The organism is Gilvimarinus sp. DA14, assembly GCF_024204685.1.
GTDB lineage: Bacteria > Pseudomonadota > Gammaproteobacteria > Pseudomonadales > Cellvibrionaceae > Gilvimarinus.
Genome location: NZ_CP100350.1, coordinates 2,661,455 through 2,676,699, shown reverse-complemented (window position 1 = coordinate 2,676,699; position 15,245 = coordinate 2,661,455). Strand labels below are relative to the sequence as shown.

The 15,245-nt window shown below is 51.2% G+C and carries 17 protein-coding genes; 3 read left to right on the top strand and 14 right to left on the bottom strand.

Translation table 11 applies throughout. The features are described from left to right. Positions 1-274: 274 nt before the first annotated feature. The gene (locus NHM04_RS11715; RefSeq protein WP_254263975.1) at positions 275-904 is read left to right on the top strand and encodes a TetR/AcrR family transcriptional regulator; all 630 of its coding nucleotides are present in this window, start codon (positions 275-277) and stop codon (positions 902-904) included. A gap of 77 nt (positions 905-981) precedes the next feature. On the opposite strand, the gene NHM04_RS11710 is transcribed toward NHM04_RS11715, so the two are convergent. From NHM04_RS11710 to NHM04_RS11685, 6 genes are all read right to left on the bottom strand, one after another. Continuing rightward, positions 982-2,007 (bottom strand): sodium:calcium antiporter, encoded by a 1,026-nt coding sequence (locus tag NHM04_RS11710; protein WP_254263974.1) that lies wholly within the window; start codon positions 2,005-2,007, stop codon positions 982-984. Beyond that, complete coding sequence (locus NHM04_RS11705; RefSeq protein ID WP_254263973.1) at positions 2,004-3,224, bottom strand: hypothetical protein; 1,221 nt, start codon at positions 3,222-3,224, stop codon at positions 2,004-2,006. Before NHM04_RS11705 ends, NHM04_RS11710 begins: the two co-directional genes overlap by 4 nt. 99 nt (positions 3,225-3,323) lie before the next feature. Further along, the gene (locus NHM04_RS11700; protein ID WP_254263972.1) at positions 3,324-3,971 is read right to left on the bottom strand and encodes a DUF2959 domain-containing protein; all 648 of its coding nucleotides are present in this window, start codon (positions 3,969-3,971) and stop codon (positions 3,324-3,326) included. A 252-nt stretch (positions 3,972-4,223) separates the two neighbouring features. Further along, positions 4,224-4,523 (bottom strand): hypothetical protein, encoded by a 300-nt coding sequence (locus NHM04_RS11695; RefSeq protein WP_254263971.1) that lies wholly within the window; start codon positions 4,521-4,523, stop codon positions 4,224-4,226. A 225-nt stretch (positions 4,524-4,748) separates the two neighbouring features. Continuing rightward, entirely contained in the window at positions 4,749-5,612 is an 864-nt protein-coding gene (locus NHM04_RS11690) for a DUF4238 domain-containing protein (RefSeq protein ID WP_254263970.1), read from the bottom strand. A gap of 271 nt (positions 5,613-5,883) precedes the next feature. Further along, entirely contained in the window at positions 5,884-6,804 is a 921-nt protein-coding gene (locus NHM04_RS11685; RefSeq protein WP_254263969.1) for a PD-(D/E)XK nuclease family protein, read from the bottom strand. 1,522 nt (positions 6,805-8,326) lie between these two features. Between NHM04_RS11685 and NHM04_RS11680 the strand changes: the two genes are divergently transcribed. Together NHM04_RS11680 and NHM04_RS11675 are read left to right on the top strand one after the other, a co-directional pair. Then, positions 8,327-8,989 carry a DsbA family oxidoreductase gene (locus NHM04_RS11680; RefSeq protein WP_254263968.1) on the top strand — a complete coding sequence of 221 codons (663 nt, stop codon included), beginning with the start codon at positions 8,327-8,329 and terminating at the stop codon, positions 8,987-8,989. A gap of 3 nt (positions 8,990-8,992) precedes the next feature. Beyond that, positions 8,993-9,400 (top strand): DUF4112 domain-containing protein, encoded by a 408-nt coding sequence (locus NHM04_RS11675; RefSeq protein WP_254263967.1) that lies wholly within the window; start codon positions 8,993-8,995, stop codon positions 9,398-9,400. A 55-nt stretch (positions 9,401-9,455) separates the two neighbouring features. Here NHM04_RS11675 and NHM04_RS11670 read toward each other — a convergent pair whose 3' ends face one another. From NHM04_RS11670 to NHM04_RS11635, 8 genes are all read right to left on the bottom strand, one after another. After that, positions 9,456-10,166: an OmpW family protein gene (locus NHM04_RS11670; RefSeq protein ID WP_254263966.1), complete on the bottom strand. Its 711-nt coding sequence runs from the start codon at positions 10,164-10,166 to the stop codon at positions 9,456-9,458. 135 nt (positions 10,167-10,301) lie between these two features. Then, entirely contained in the window at positions 10,302-10,904 is a 603-nt protein-coding gene (locus NHM04_RS11665) for a DUF2238 domain-containing protein (RefSeq protein WP_254263965.1), read from the bottom strand. Further along, positions 10,886-11,182: a hypothetical protein gene (locus NHM04_RS11660; RefSeq protein ID WP_254263964.1), complete on the bottom strand. Its 297-nt coding sequence runs from the start codon at positions 11,180-11,182 to the stop codon at positions 10,886-10,888. Before NHM04_RS11660 ends, NHM04_RS11665 begins: the two co-directional genes overlap by 19 nt. Positions 11,183-11,207: 25 nt before the next feature. Beyond that, positions 11,208-11,855, bottom strand: a complete 648-nt coding sequence (locus NHM04_RS11655; protein ID WP_254263963.1) for an SCO family protein — start codon at positions 11,853-11,855, stop codon at positions 11,208-11,210. Positions 11,856-11,889: 34 nt separating this feature from the next. Continuing rightward, entirely contained in the window at positions 11,890-12,801 is a 912-nt protein-coding gene (gene cyoE, locus NHM04_RS11650; RefSeq protein WP_254263962.1) for a heme o synthase, read from the bottom strand. Positions 12,802-12,846: 45 nt separating this feature from the next. Continuing rightward, positions 12,847-13,860: a heme A synthase gene (locus NHM04_RS11645; protein ID WP_254263961.1), complete on the bottom strand. Its 1,014-nt coding sequence runs from the start codon at positions 13,858-13,860 to the stop codon at positions 12,847-12,849. Continuing rightward, positions 13,850-14,470 carry a hypothetical protein gene (locus NHM04_RS11640; RefSeq protein WP_254263960.1) on the bottom strand — a complete coding sequence of 207 codons (621 nt, stop codon included), beginning with the start codon at positions 14,468-14,470 and terminating at the stop codon, positions 13,850-13,852. The genes NHM04_RS11645 and NHM04_RS11640 overlap by 11 nt, the downstream gene beginning before the upstream one ends. A 10-nt stretch (positions 14,471-14,480) precedes the next feature. Then, positions 14,481-15,221 carry an SURF1 family protein gene (locus NHM04_RS11635; protein ID WP_254263959.1) on the bottom strand — a complete coding sequence of 247 codons (741 nt, stop codon included), beginning with the start codon at positions 15,219-15,221 and terminating at the stop codon, positions 14,481-14,483. Between the last annotated feature and the right edge of the window lie 24 nt (positions 15,222-15,245).

Sequence of the window (15,245 nt, the reverse complement as noted above, 5' to 3'; positions counted from 1 at the left end):
GGAAGATTTTGTTTATAAGGTCGGATGACTGCGTGGCAGTGTTAAAAACTATACATACCGGTTGGTCTATTCGTCAACTAAATTATTGCTTTGCAATTAATTCGCTGGCCACTTAAGTATTTATTTACTTGAATTAACGCGCAAAAACGAACTTTTTAACGCAAAATAGCGTCTATAAGACAGCATTTCGTACAACTGTATGACAAAACAGCTGCATTGATTAACATACCCGTTGGTATCATAATGCCGCCCAACGCCACCCAGAGGTCTTTCTATGACGGCTACAGACACACGTACACGGTTGCTAGAAACTGCCCTTAAACTGATTTGGAGCAGTAACTATAACTCTGTGGGCGTTAATGAAATCTGCAAACAAGCCGAAGTCACCAAGGGCAGCTTTTACCACCACTTCGAGTCCAAGGCCGAGCTGTTTTGCCAGGCATCTGAGCATTACTGGGATAAAGTTCGCCACGACCTCGACGCCCTGCTGTCGCCGCTTAACACTCCACTGGAGCAACTTGAGGGCTGGCTAAAGCTCGTGCTGGACACCAAAATTGGCGATGATATCGACAATATTCCGGGCTGCGCCTTTTTCAGCACCGGCAACCAAACCAGCTGCGGCGAGGTTGATATTAACAACACCTTGCTACAAATGAATGACCGCGGCATCAAGTACCATATCGCGATGCTGCGCAACCTGGAGAACGGCGGGTTTATCGCCCCGCCCGAAGACGTAGAGCAGACAGCGCGCCTGATACAGCAATATATGCACGGCTTTGTCAGTCATACGCGCCTGGCCCGCAACCTCGATAACGCCCGCAAAGACCTGCCCGAAGGGATTTACCGCATTATTGGCCTGAAGCCAGAGTATTGGTACAGCGCAGGCAAACCTGGCGCGCAGTAAGCGCGCCGCCCGCAGCAATCGCCTCTAAACCGTATTGCAGCAACCTGTAAAGCGCCGGGACCAGGGCACGTGCCTTATTACTGTGTCACAACCAAAATGGCTAATGCGTAGAGTCCCAACACCATAAAGCCTTCAAAACCAATATTGCCCACGCCGCTGCGTTTTCTGCGCAGCAGACCCAGCATCAGAACTGCACTCATCAATACATTAATAGCCAAAACAAAGCCCGTGTCTCGGGTGGTCGCGTGGTAAATAGACCCGTCTCGGTAGGCAAAGTCTGCAAAGGCTAAAAAGAGCACGTCAAAGCTGTTGCCGCCGATAATATCGCCCACGGCCAAGGCGAGTGCCCCCATCCGTACGGCGAACAACACCGTAACCAGTTCGGGCAGTGAGGTCGCCACTGAGGTTAATAAGGTGCCCACCACGGTTTCCGAGATACCGGTGATTTTGGCAATCGCAATACCCGTTTCACCAATGCCGTAGCCTGCCACGGCAATCGCCACTGCATAGCCGCCGAACCTGAGCCACAATGTTGACAACGCCCCGCCCGGGGTAGGCAAATCGCTTTCGGGCTTAGTCTCTTTGGTTTTAGAGGCAAACCAGCGGGGCTGATCTTTGGTATCGGAAATCAGTCGCAGGCCAAACAGATAGGCGAGCACGAGAACAATGGAGACGGGGTTAATCGCAAAAACACTGACATCTGGCCCCGTAAGCGCCACCAGAGCGACCGATAACAGCGCAATCAGCAAAGTGCATTGAACCAGATTTTCCAACGAGGCCGCGGCATGCTCTAAATTGGCTTTGCGGTAAATAATATCGGCAAAAATTAAAAACGTGGTTTGTGCGGCAATGCCCCCCACCGCATTACTCACGGCAAGATCGGCGTAACCCTGCCAGGCAGTACTTACCGAGGTAATGATGCCGGGCAAAGAGGTAGTGCCCCCCAAAAGCACAGCACCAAACAGCGCCGAGCCAATGCCGGTTCGTTTGCCCAGCGCATCGGCCAGGCGCGTAATACGCACCCCCGCAAACAAAATAATGCCGGTACAGACAGCAAAGATGACATAGGCCATCACCGGTGATCCCACCAGTAGTTCAATCATATTTCTTCATCTACAAAGACCACATGGCGAAAGTGGTGCTGTTCTTCGAAGGTGGCCCCCAGGGCGCCAATAAATAGTCCCAGGGTGGTGACGAACAAGGCCACTTGCCAGTAGGTAGTGGACATAACCATGCCGATGTCTGACTCAATCCAGGCTGCCACTAAGCTGAGCGGATAGAGCAAATAACCCGCCGATAGATTGAGCGCCAGCAGTGCGGCGGCTGTGCTCGCAAGGCCCAGTAATACGATTAACACCGCCGAGCAATTGGTAATCACAATCTGCTCTCGCATTAGCGAGCGGCGCCTTCGAATTAACAAGCGCTGCCTGACCGCCACCAGCGCGGTGGTAACGGCCAGAACAACCCCCAATAGCATAGCGAGCGTGGCTATGGCCTGATAGGATGCCAAATGCCAGGTTTCGGCGGTGAGCATTAACAGAGTCGTTGTGGAAACCGCCGCAGCGGTCAGGCGCAACAACCGTAGCGGAAACTCCCAGGGGCGCGCATGCAAAACCGCATCGGCAATTTCGTGCCTGTTGATGTAGGCCGACTGCAGGTAAAAGCGAAAGGGCGATAACTTTTCCGCTGCCTGAGTTTCCTCAAGGCGGGGGTCGGCAATTTGGTGAAGGTTATTTTCTATCGCGCTGTGCTGATCACTATCAAACTCCCTCATCTTTGCCAGCTCTTTAGGCGATGAGGGAATGTGCATAAAATTGTTTTCCTCTCGGGCCGTAGCAAGGCCATTCAAGTGACCTAAAGAGCGAATGCAAAGCGTGGTTAGGCGTTGCGCTACTGTGTGTACGCGCTCGCTCTCATCCACTTCGGCATCAAATGCATGGGGGTCGATTCGGTTGGTGGACACTACCGCCAAGTCCAGCGCGCTGGAGGTAACCGCAATCGAATAGGGCTTGTAGCGACAAGTTAAATCAGCGGCGGTGAATAAAATGGCAAAATCCCAGCCTTCGGCATCGCGCAAGTCGCTGCCATCGCGCAACAAAGCCGAGGGCTCCTGGCGAATGCTCAGGGGCACCTCTTCGCGCTGAACTGCACTGATGCGCCAGGCGAACTGAGGAAACTGTTCTTGCAGCCAGACCAGCAGCTGCTCGCGCGCCAACCGAATGGCCTGTTTATCAATACGATCCATACGGCCGATAATGACCAAGCCGATTTCGATAGGTGCCAGCTCAGAACAGGCCTTATCGGGCGATGGTCGATCCATGAGAGCTCCTGTAACCTACTGCTACCGAAAGGTAACGAAAAGTATTCTTGCGTATAACATTTTTCGCTCGCGCCCTAGGTAACTTGTGCTTCGTGTCGCCTAGTCATTCTTAAGGCTGCTAATAAACGCTTCCGACTCGGCAATGGATTTTTCCATTTCGCGGATCAGCCCGGCAACCTCAGTGTTTACATTTCCCAGCTCACCCTGCAGCGAGTCAATCGCGCGCGCGTTCAAGTTATGCTTAAGAAACAACACCTGGTCTTGAAACACTTGTAACACCGGATCCATGCGTGCCTCTGCACTGCGCATAGCGTTAATCAGTTTCTCGTATTGCTTTTTGGTCTGACGTAACTTGGCTTCACTTTGGCGCTTTAGGTTGGCATTGCTGTACAAATCAATTTCATCTTCCCACTCATCGAACAGGGCTTCGGAAACGTCTTCCACCGAATTAATGCGCTCGGACACCTCTTCAGCGGCCGCTTTACTGTCCTCGTATTCGTCGTTGAGCTTCTCGTAGCGCTCTACCAAGTCCTGATCTTCAATCGTCACAATAGATTGATACTGTTCCAGCGCAGACTCGAACTGCTCCTTGGCATCAGTCTGCGACTCCTGTGCCGACTCCACACGGTCAATCATAATATCGCGCTTGTGAACCCCCGCCTTTTCCATCGCCCCGTAATAAACCGACTGACAGCCCGCCAGAGTCACGACTAAAATGGAACTGAAAAACCAACGACTTATTAACATGCTTATTCACCTTTCGCTTGATTGGTTGTAAAACCTAAAACACCCTCTAATTTGAACCGAAAAATTGTCAAAAGCGCGCTGAGATTGTGAGTTTTACTCTCTTGGCGTTGCTAAAGTGGGTTTTAGGGCAATCTAACTATAAGAAACATCAAATAAGCAGGATCTGTACCATTCACAGTAGATGATGGTGCGATGCCGGAAGTGCTGAATGGTTTGTGATAAAGCAAAGGGGAATGAGTGAAGTGAAATCTCTTAGCTTCTCTTTTTATCCGCCAAAATCTTCAAAGCATTGGCATCCCTATTAATAATGCTTTCCAAGGTGGCAATCAGGTGCGACCTGGAAACAGTAATCCACCGACTGCGACCCAATGCCGCCGTCATAAATACGATTGAGATGGTGGCCAATAAAATGGTGTAATCATGAGTAACGTTAAAAACCTCGAGCATCACAAGCGCGAGCAAAAAGGCTGCCGACAGGGATTGTAAAAAAATAGTTGTTTTCTCTTCCTTTTTCGCTTTTAGAAATAATTCTATGTCCTTTTCTTCAACCATAGATCCGCCTCCATATTTTTCGTAGTAGCATTCTAAAAATTTTCACAATTCAAGACTAGACCCCAATGCTCCTTATTGGTATTAGCGGCCGCTATTTTTCTTAAGTCAAGATTTGACACCTTTATGACCTTTATCATTTGTTGACCGGTTTCCTATCAACTCAAGCCTCAATAATCCGAGAACATAAAAACCGTTAGTGAACCGGCCAAGAATAGCTAAGCTTCTTTAAGCTTTGGGCGTCCTATTTAATTTATCCTGAAACCATTGATTCGCTGCATCTTTTGTCCCGAGAACTACAAATCTTTCGGCATAATTTTCTATTGCTTGATTGACATCCTGGAAAAAAGCACAGTCAACCTCGCCGCAGAGAGTCTCAGGCTGCCCCTCTCGGGGCACCATACAGAGCAGCGTGCTTGGCGACACTGGAAAGACTGCTTTCGCATCTTTCGATCCGGGCCCGGACCGGCGCGGGATCGAGTCTATGAATGTTACCGGCACATCAGAGGTGGTCAAAACATTTTTCTCGCACTTCAGGATCATCCAACGATATGACTCAAATAACTTTTTTATTCTTGGGATACCGTCTCTCGTACTTTGCGCAAAAATTTTTCCAGGATTAGTCAGGTCCGGTCGATCATCATTGACCTCTTCACCCGCGATTTTCTGAATAGGCCTTGGCCTGCCAAATAGTGCGTCTCGTTTCTCCATGATCCCCTTGCAGAGATCGAACACGAATTTGTTGCGAAGGTGAAGCGCAGCGAGAAATTCGGCTACCCTACTCCTTACTTCTGGCTCTGATAGATCGAGCTGCAAACTGGAAAGTGCCTCCCAGTATTCTGCTGCGCCACTTTCCAACCCCGAAAAATATTCCTCGAGGCTCCAGTCTCGTCTGCCATCACTCCCTTCGGGAGTATATAAAAATCGCTGTCCACAGATCCTTCTGGTCGTAACGAGTTCGGGCTCTGACGGACTATCGTCCTTGTTGATTACCCAGACTTTCGGGTTTGAAGTGCCCCTTGTTTCCTCTGTCGCAAATTGCTTGAGATAAAACCGTGGCACCCAATGCTGAATCGTGGGTCTTCCGTTCATTCTTAAATTAGCCTAGCCTTCTCGTTAATTTGATCAGCTCAAGAATGGATGTGGGGAGCATAAATGTAAGGCCAGACCCCATCTGATTTTTCTCGTTAAAATCAGCGACTCTGACCCCGTTGATTTTAAAGCGATTATTGGCGTCAGCATGAGGAAGCCGGTTCACATGATCTACGGTGTCGTGAAGTCAGAAACCCATTTTAATGCGAAAATTCCACTTTCAGGTCTTGATCTTCAAGAGGGTATCTGACCCCAATTCTCGAATTTTCCTTTAGATATGTTTCTCTATATTTTTCGCAACCTCTATGAGCTTTTTCGCTGCTTCTAACCCTTCAATAACTATATTCTTTTGCGACTCAAAAGCTGAAAATCTGTCAAGTGAATCAACTTTAACTCTGATAGCAGCCGATTTTCCAGCTTTTACTACTTCAACCTCTACATCAGAAAGTATGTTTTTTAGATATTCCAGATTATCAGAGAAACCGGGTATTTGCAGATCAATATCACCACGTTCGAGTTTGTGAACAATGGATAGTCCTTTCTTGAGCGTAGACGGCCGAAAATCAGGCCAATCGGAATTTGCAGGCTTAATACCCGGCCTCTTCATTTCTAATTCAGGGTATTTTTGTGTCGCCAGCTTCCAATAGTTTAACCAAAATTCCGTAACTCTTTCATCAGGATTAATCGTATAACCTCTCCGGTTTTGCTCTATCGCTTCCTGAAGAATATAAGCTCTATACTTAGCGCGCCGATCACTTTGATTGAACGACTTTAACCAGTTAGAAACTTCTTCATAGCTCAAACGCGCGCTGTACTCGCTGGCGTCTTTTTCTTTCTTAAGATATAGACTAGGAGCTATCATACACGTATAAAAACTGCTCCATAAAGCGCTTTCAATCCCCTTTAAACCTCTCGCTTTGTACCTCGCACCTTGTTCAGGCTGAGCAAACGCATCAATTTTGTTTTCTATGAGAATAGCTAGTCCATTATCGTAGATGACAACTAAATCCGACTCTCCGAGAGACGAATCTGAAATCGAATGCCATGCTCCCGTACACAACGGAGCATCATAATTCTTCGTTACTACTGAATATAACCACGAAGAAAAATCGTGCGATACGTTCAGTTCCTCAAGCAGCAAAAGATCAATATCTCTTTCGGTTACTGCTTCGATTTTATTCACACCTTCCATTAAATCTCCTGAAACTTAACGTTCGAGCATAGCGGCTACCTGGAAGTGTCGACAAATGATTCGCAAAGGGCTTTTGGAGATCACCGAGAGATTCTTAAAACTGTGGGTGTCCTATTTATTTCTTTTTGGGAGCCAAAATGTTTTCATCGAGAAAACAATCAATTAGCTCTCTAGCACTTTTGAAGGAAATATCCTAGTCAAACACCTGTACTCCTTCAGCTAGCCCTAACGAAATTTGTAAACGAGCCGAACGGTCACGTGAGGACTCGTTTTGCTACTTGTTAGGTTCGCAGCCCAATCGAACAGCAGACTTTTCCAGCACGCACACTTGTGAATGCTTCTACGTTGGCACCGCTTAACGGACGCTGTGTAGGTGACGTTACTCCGGAAAGGGAAAATGGATGCGGCAAACCGCTTTGCCGTGAAGTGAGGCTTATGTCCGCAAACACTCGTGCTTGCGTGCGTAAGCGGCGCTTCACGGTACCAGAAAAACGTTTTGCTCGTCATCTTCCTTTTAGATGTAATCACGCTACTTGGTGAGCCCTTTATCCCAATACTGTATTTACATACAGCTCTCGTTTCCTGTAGCCTATAAACGCCGACCGCTTCAGGAGCCGAAAAACCTAACAGCTAATTCATGCGACTAAAGTCGCACTTTTCCCTTTCACCCTATCCTCACTAGAGGTCGAATCGAAAAATAGCATAAGCCTCTGAAAACACAGTGAAAAGTTGGTTCTTTAAATATCTCTGTGTGGTAAATGTGCGACTCAGTCGCACTAATACCGCATTCAGTGGATCTATCTAAATTGCCTAAAGATACAATTTACCCACTGAAAATAATGGATTTTTTAGTTAACCCCAGGAACTCTACCGCGCGGTGTTCAAGGGTTTCCCCTGAAAACGAAGAACACGGAATCTAAAAAGAAGGGCATGCGTCATTCTGTAGATACTGCCCTGTCCCAATCTCAGCCTCCTGGCTAAGCCACTGATTTATAGTTGTACTGCGTGACAACAATAAGCGCATGTTTGATGAAGAAAATAGTGCCATGCGTTAGCCCGTTTTGCAACGGGCTAACGTCGGACGTCTGATGTCGGAGGTCTGACGCTAGAGCAATGCTTTGCCTCTTTAGGCCCGATGGACTCAACTTAGCTACGAAGCACTGCTTTTTTGCCCCGTTTACATCTAGGCCGAATGGAAATCGATTTTAGGGGGTAAGCAAACAGGAGAAGGTGAATGCCGAAGGCAGAGAGACCGGCCTGGGCCGCTTTTGCGCAAGTATCGCCAGCGCATGGACGCGCTGTCGATACGGCCCGCTAAAATCGATTGGAATGAGGGGACCCGCAGGGCCAGATGTTAGGGCGCGGCTTTTGGGTACTTTTGGCCAAGACCAAAAGTACCTCGCAACGCCCGGCGACACGGGCAAACAAAAAGCCCCCAACCATTGAAAACCACACCAAAACACCCAACCAACACACTTATACGCTGAGCACAGCGGCCCATTTATCCACCACAGGACACCCCATGCCCAACATCCAAATAGACATAGTCTCAGACATCGCCTGCCCCTGGTGCGCCATTGGCTACGCTCGCCTGGAACAGGCCATGCAGCAGGTAGAACCCGAATTTAACTTTAGCGTGCAATGGCACGCCTTTGAGCTAAACCCCGACCACAGCGGCGAAGGCGAACACATACTGCCCGCCCTGGCGCGCAAGTACGGCCGTAGCGAAGAAGACGTGCGCGCGACCCAGGACGAGATGATTCAGATTGCCTCGGGCCTGGGCGTGAACTTTGATAAGTTGCAGGAGCGCTACACCTGTAGCACCTTTGACGCCCACCGGCTGGTTAAATGGGCGGGCAAGCAAGGCAAACAGACCGAGATGAAACAGGCACTGTTTGAAGCCTACTTTGGCCACGCCGAAGATGTTTCCCAGCCCGAAGTGCTGCTAGCGTGCGTCGCCCAGGTGGGGCTTGATAAAGAGGCCGCCCGCGCGGTACTCGATTCCGAACAATACGCCCAGACGGTGCGCGACGATGAAACCCGATACCAGCAGGCGGGCGTAACGGCGGTACCGGCGTTTATTATCAACCAGAAGTATTTAATCTCGGGCGCGCAAGAGCCCGCCACCCTAGCACAGGCCTTTAAAGACATTAGCGCCGAAGCAGACCAAGCGGAGAAAGGTTAAGCGGTGAACGACTCAGTGGACGGCAAAGCTCAGGCCGCGCAGCGCGCCGAGCAACAGGCTATTTTGGCGCGGCTGGATAAATTCAGCCGCTTGATGGACAGCAGTGTACGCGTTCCTTTTATTGGCTTTCGCGTGGGCTTCGAGGCCATTATTGGCTTGGTACCCTTTATTGGCGATTTTGCCGGTTTGTTGCTGTCGAGCTATGTACTGCTGGAAGCGCAGCGCGCCGGTGCCAGTACGGGGGTAAAGGTTAAGATTGCCGCTAACATGGCCATAGACTTTGTCGGGGGTCTGGTGCCACTGGTGGGCGATATTTTTGATGCCTACTTTAAGGCCAATACGCGCAACACTAAAATTTTGCGCGAGCATCTGCAAAAGCGATGGGAGAAAGACAGCGAGCCGCCGGTTTAATTAGCAAACAGAAAAAGGCCGCACCTGAGGTGCGGCGCAATCATCTAGTCAGTTTTTAGAATTCATATCCCAGCATTACCGAATACACCATGGGGTTGATATCCACATCGCTGCTGCCGGTAATGTCATCGCCAATGTTAAATGTCGCTTCGGTGGAGATATCGATATAGCGCGCCGAGGCGTTAACCAACCAGTTCTCACCCAGCATAAAATCCGCACCCACTTGCAGCGCATAGCCCCAGGAATCGTCCAGCTTGAGATTATTAAAGCCTAAACTCTCGGGCGCCTGAGTAAACTCTTCATCAAAAAATACGGTGTAGTTAATACCCGCACCGACGTAGGGTTTAAACGCCGACTGCGTAGTAAAATAATAGAGCGCGCTTAGCGTTGGCGGTAAGTGTTTTACTTCGGCCAGATTAATGCCATCCACATTGGTGTTGAACACGCCGGGAGATACCGCTTGCGGATCGTGAATGGTGACATCGTGAGAAAAAGGCGTGGCCGCCAGCAACTCAATGGCAAGGTTACTGTTAAAAAAGTAAACAAAGTTCAAACCCAGCTGGCTGTTATCGTCAACCGACAGCGACAGCGGCGTATCGCCCCCTAAAGCTTCGACATACACGCCGGCCTTATCGGAATCGGGTTGGACACTGGTTAAACCACCGCGCACGACGATATCACCAGCTTGGTAATCAGCTGATACGGGTGCTGATAAAGTGGCGGCAATAGAAAGGGTGAACAAAGCGGGAACTGCGACACATTTCATTAAACTGTCTCCTCGTTAACATGGAGACAGTTTAAAGCGCTGGATTTTAACCTTATTGATTTGCCTCAATTAACTGCTAGTTTGAGGGGACTATTCAACCGGCCGTTAACTGTAGCCCGCACCACTCACGTCGTTTTAAATGAAGTGGGTCAGCTGCCGATTGTGCCAGCGGGACAATAGCAGCAAGCAGCTTATGGCGCCCAGTAATGCCCAGCCCATGTCCGACTGTGTATCCCACTCGTAGCCCTGGGTTCCCAGAAAAGCTTCGGCATTCTCGCCAGTGGCCAGGGCAACCCACCACTCAAGCAACTCGTAAAAAGCGCTGAAGGCCAGGCACAAAGACACCACAAATAGCGCCAGCCAACATCCGGGTTTAACCACCTGTCGCCGTAACAGTATTTCACGGGCAAGCAGCGCCGGCACAAAGCCTTGAAAAAAGTGACCGAGCTTATCGTAGTTATTGCGCTCACTGCCCCACAGGTTTTCAAACAGCGGGACTTCGGCATAGGTGTAATGACCGCCGACCATAAGCACAATGCAGTGAATTAAAATTAATACCGACAATAAAGGCGTGAGAGGAAATTGATGTCGCGTAACGAGTAATAATAAAGCACCGATAACCGCGGGAGCGACTTCAAGCGCCCACGTGAAATAGTCGTGAGGGGCAATGGCCGACCAGAGAAAAACGGCAATAAATACGACCGCCCAGGCGAGCGAACTTAATTGATGGCCTGACATTCTTGCTCCCGCTCAATCCAGTAGACCACGTTAGACACCATTACAATACTACCCGCGACGATCACACTGCCCGCCCCCACGATACCACTAACAACCAGTTGATCCACACAGTCTTCATTGGTACAACGCAGTAACTGTTTGGATTGGTCGGGTTCAAGCACAGCTTTGCGCACTAGGATATTGCAGTGTTCATCGTACACATGGATGGTTTTTGGCTTTACGACACAGCCACTCGCCAGTAGCACACCAGCAATAAGAGTAAAACGAGAAAAACGCATTGGGCGATCCTTTGCCAAGCCGGGGTTAATCAAAGCTGGTGACAATAGAGCTATAGGTGGCTTTTAATTTAGCCAATTCAAACGGCGGTTTAAAAAAGCCGTGGTAGTCACCGTAGGGGTTAATTAAAACAATATTACCCGAGTGATCCACGGTGTAATCGTCGCCCTGGGTGACTTTGGTAAAGGCAACGTTCACCTGGTTGGCAAAGCGGCGTATTTGCAGAAAATCGCCGGTGACGCCGACAAACTCGGGGTCAAAGTAGGCGACGTAATCTTTAAGCAGCTCGGGAGTGTCGCGCGCCGGGTCCAAGCTGACCAACACACCCTGGGTTTGCGCGGCAATGTCGGCGGGCAGGTTTTGTTTTAGGCGCGCCATATCGGCCATGGTGGTTGGGCAGATATCCGGGCAGTGGGTAAAGCCAAAAAACAGCAGCGACCACTGGCCGGTTAAATCGTCTTTGGTAAAAGGTTCACCGTTTTGATTGAGTAGTTCAAAGTCTTCAAAGCGGCGGGGTTTATCGAACACGATGGCGCGGTTTAGTTGCAATTCGCTCTGGGTCATCACCCGGGGGCTGAGCAGCTTGTGTACTACTCCGGCTACCACCAGCGCCATAAATGCCACGCAACACAAAACCGTGATGATAATACCGCGCCGGTTGGACGAACTGCTCATTACGCTTTTACCTGAACGTTATTTGTTTTAAGGGTTAGACTGCACCGAGGCTTTGCGCGGGCAAAATATAATGGTCCGCCAGCATTACCACAAACAGCGCCATCAGATAAATAATGGAATATTTAAAGGTTTCCATACCCAGGCCTTCTCGCTTGCTCACCATGAGCATAAACGACCAGTACAAAAACCCGGCCCCCAGCACCAGTGCGCCCACCAGGTAAATCCAGTTCATCATGCCGGTAATAAACGGCAGCAAGGTCACCAGTACCATAATGATGGTATACAGGAATATGTGCAGCTTGGTGTACTGCTCGCCGTGGGTGACGGGCAGCATGGGAATGTCGGCCTTGGCGTAATCGTCTTTGCGGTGCACCGCCAGGGCCCAGAAGTGCGGCGGCGTCCAGGCGAAAATAATCAGCACCAGCAAGAGCGCGTGGCCGTCAATGCTGCCGGTTACCGCGGTCCAGCCCAGTAGTGGCGGCGCGGCCCCGGCAATGCCGCCAATCACAATATTCTGCGGCGTGGCGCGCTTTAAAAACAGGGTGTACACCAGCGCATAACCCAGCAGCGAAATAAGCGTGAGCACGGCGGTTAAGGTGTTAATAAACACCACCAGTAAAGTCATGCCCAAAGCGCCGATCACCCCGGCAAACAGCAGTGCCTGCATGGGCTCGACCCGGCCTTTGGCCACTGGTCGGTTTAAGGTGCGCGACATTTTCTGATCAATGGTGCGATCCACCAGGTGATTGACCGCCGCCGCAGAACCGGCGCAAAGGGCGATGCCCAAGTTGCCAATTAACAGCACATCCAGCGGCACCATTCCGGGCACTGCCAGCAACATGCCGATCACCGAGGTGAGAATCATCAGCATGACCACCTTGGGTTTGGTCAGCTCGTAGTAATCGCGCCAGCTGGGCGATTGGGCCAGTGCCTGTGTTTGTGCCATAAGCGTACCTATATCATTCTTATATCGGGTGCGTTGTCGTTAGCATTAAGTACTTTGCGCCGTAAACACCCGGTGCGTCAAGGTAACCAGGGTGAGCAGCAGCAGCGCCCCCACGGCGTTGTGCGCCACGGCGACTGCCAGCGGCAAATGCGCCATCACATTGGTAATGCCCAGGCTCACCTGCAGCGCCAGCACCGCCAGTACGGTGCACGCCATGGGCCGGGCGCAGCGGATGCGAAACAGCCGTACTACCAAGAGTAAAACCGCCAGGGTGACGACAATAGCCCCCAAGCGGTGGGCCATGTGAATGGCGGTGCGCGCCTCGCCCTCCAGCAGGCCGCCCAAATAATTGGGGCCAATGGTTTGGGCAAAATTAAAACCGCGTGCTACGTCCATCTCGGGCCACCACTTACCGTGACAGGTGGGGAAGTCGGTACAGGCGAGAGCCGCGTAGTTCGAGCTGGTCCAGCCGCCCAGGGCAATTTGTACCACCACCAGCACTAACGCCAACAGCACCAGTGGTTTCAACGCGCGGATTTTGCCGGTCTGCTGGCTAATCCACTGCCAGGGCCCCAAGCGCTGGGCGAGTAGCCACAGCAGGCTTAAGGTGGCAAAGCCCCCCAGCAGGTGCGCGGTAACCACCTGGGGCCAGAGCTTGAGGGTGACCGTCCACATGCCAAAGGCGGCCTGGATAATCACCAAAATCAGCAAGCCCAGGGTGTGGCCCTTGGGTAAAGGCTGACCGGTTTGCGCGGCGCGGCGCCAGGTAAAAATAGTCAGCCCCAGTATCAGTAACCCCAGCAGCCCGGCAAAGTGCCGGTGCACCATTTCCGGCCAGGTTTTGTCGTGCTCCACCGGCGCTTCGGGGAAGAGCGCCTCGGCGGTGGCGACATGCTCTTCGGTGGTGGGCCAGGTTAAATGGCCATAGCAGCCGGGCCAATCGGGACAGCCCAGCCCAGCATCCACCAACCGGGTAAAGGCGCCCAAGACGACGACAACCGATGCCAGCGCGGTGGCTAACAGCGCCAGACGAAAATCCCAGGTAAAGTTACTCTTCATAGGATGTCTTCAGCATTTTTTTAACGTCTTTTAATAAGTCGGCGCCATCGGTATTGGGGCCGTAACTCATCATTAAGTAGCCTTCCTGATCCATCAAAAAGTAACGCCCGGCGCGGTCGGGGTTCTGCGTTTCATTGGTCTTGGCAAGTGCGTCGTTTAATGCTGCGCGCGGGGCCTCGACAATGCGCAAGCGGGGGTGCTCTTTTTCTAGGTAGGCGGCAAACTGGGGCTCAATGGCGCCGTCCAGCAGCAGGTAATAGCGCTCTACCCGGCGGGCTTTTTCATTCAGACGAATATGCACCTGACGGGTCAAGTACAGATTGTCGCGGCACACCTGGTCGCAGCTGCCACTACCGGGGATCACATAGCGCCAGCGCACGGGTTGTTCGGCAAAGTCCCAGGCACCGCCGTCGGCAAAGCGCAGGGGCAAATCTGGCAGGTGCTGCGGTGGCTGCAACAGCTTGCCTTTATTGACGGTGCCCTCGGGCATGCCCACACCCGTATGGTAAATCACATAAGCGGCGATCATGGGCAGCGCCACCACCAGCATTAACAGTAACGCCTGAATTTGTCCGCGCCTTTTGTTGGGCGCTTTATCTTCCCCGCTCATACACACCTCTCTACTGCCTGTGCTTTTTATGTTTTAGTACTTGCGCCACATTGGTGTTGGCGAACACATTTAAAATCACCAGGGCCAGCGCCATGGCAAACCACTGTACCGCATAACCGGTATGCTTGGCCGAACTCATATTAATGGGCTGCCAGGCGGTCGTAAAAGCGCCGGTGCTGGCGGCATCCAGTTTTAAATAGTAACCCGCTAGCGGCTCATCGAGTGACGGCGCCATTACCGAGGGCACAACTTGGGTGATCACCTTGGGCCAGTTTTTATTGCCGCTTTGCGCCGATAGCATGGGGTGATTACTGGGGTAAGCCACCTCGGCAAAAATGGTGGTATCGCCCACTATATTGTTTATTTCTGGCAACTGTTCGCGTCGGGCCGGGGCGGGCAACCAGCCGCGATTGACCAACATTCTTTCACCACTGTCCAGCACAAAGGGCTGCACCACTTCGTAACCCGGTTTGCCATCGCGCTGGCGATTATCCAACAGCCAGGTGTGGTCCGAATCAAACCGGCCCCGAGCGATAATACGCGTGTAGGCCGCAGGGTTTTTTAGGCTTTGCAAAGCAACCGGCGCTGCGGTTTGCCTTTGCGCCAGCTGCGCCTCTAAGTCTCGCTTTTCATCGGCGCGGCTTAATTGCCATACGCCCAGGCCGATTAACAGCGGCAAAAATACCAGTGACAGCACCAAAATCCAGGTATTGGGCATAAAGCGTAAAGTGGGTTTACCTCGGGGTGTCACGGTTTGGGCTGCCTTTACATCGTT

Coding starts and splice junctions, on each gene's coding strand:
- NHM04_RS11715 (WP_254263975.1), top strand. CDS start 275: ATGACGGCTACAGACACACGTACACGGTTGCTAGAAACTGCCCTTAAA.
- NHM04_RS11710 (WP_254263974.1), bottom strand. CDS start 2,007: ATGATTGAACTACTGGTGGGATCACCGGTGATGGCCTATGTCATCTTT.
- NHM04_RS11705 (WP_254263973.1), bottom strand. CDS start 3,224: ATGGATCGACCATCGCCCGATAAGGCCTGTTCTGAGCTGGCACCTATC.
- NHM04_RS11700 (WP_254263972.1), bottom strand. CDS start 3,971: ATGTTAATAAGTCGTTGGTTTTTCAGTTCCATTTTAGTCGTGACTCTG.
- NHM04_RS11695 (WP_254263971.1), bottom strand. CDS start 4,523: ATGGTTGAAGAAAAGGACATAGAATTATTTCTAAAAGCGAAAAAGGAA.
- NHM04_RS11690 (WP_254263970.1), bottom strand. CDS start 5,612: ATGAACGGAAGACCCACGATTCAGCATTGGGTGCCACGGTTTTATCTC.
- NHM04_RS11685 (WP_254263969.1), bottom strand. CDS start 6,804: ATGGAAGGTGTGAATAAAATCGAAGCAGTAACCGAAAGAGATATTGAT.
- NHM04_RS11680 (WP_254263968.1), top strand. CDS start 8,327: ATGCCCAACATCCAAATAGACATAGTCTCAGACATCGCCTGCCCCTGG.
- NHM04_RS11670 (WP_254263966.1), bottom strand. CDS start 10,166: ATGAAATGTGTCGCAGTTCCCGCTTTGTTCACCCTTTCTATTGCCGCC.
- NHM04_RS11665 (WP_254263965.1), bottom strand. CDS start 10,904: ATGTCAGGCCATCAATTAAGTTCGCTCGCCTGGGCGGTCGTATTTATT.
- NHM04_RS11660 (WP_254263964.1), bottom strand. CDS start 11,182: ATGCGTTTTTCTCGTTTTACTCTTATTGCTGGTGTGCTACTGGCGAGT.
- NHM04_RS11655 (WP_254263963.1), bottom strand. CDS start 11,855: ATGAGCAGTTCGTCCAACCGGCGCGGTATTATCATCACGGTTTTGTGT.
- cyoE (WP_254263962.1), bottom strand. CDS start 12,801: ATGGCACAAACACAGGCACTGGCCCAATCGCCCAGCTGGCGCGATTAC.
- NHM04_RS11645 (WP_254263961.1), bottom strand. CDS start 13,860: ATGAAGAGTAACTTTACCTGGGATTTTCGTCTGGCGCTGTTAGCCACC.
- NHM04_RS11640 (WP_254263960.1), bottom strand. CDS start 14,470: ATGAGCGGGGAAGATAAAGCGCCCAACAAAAGGCGCGGACAAATTCAG.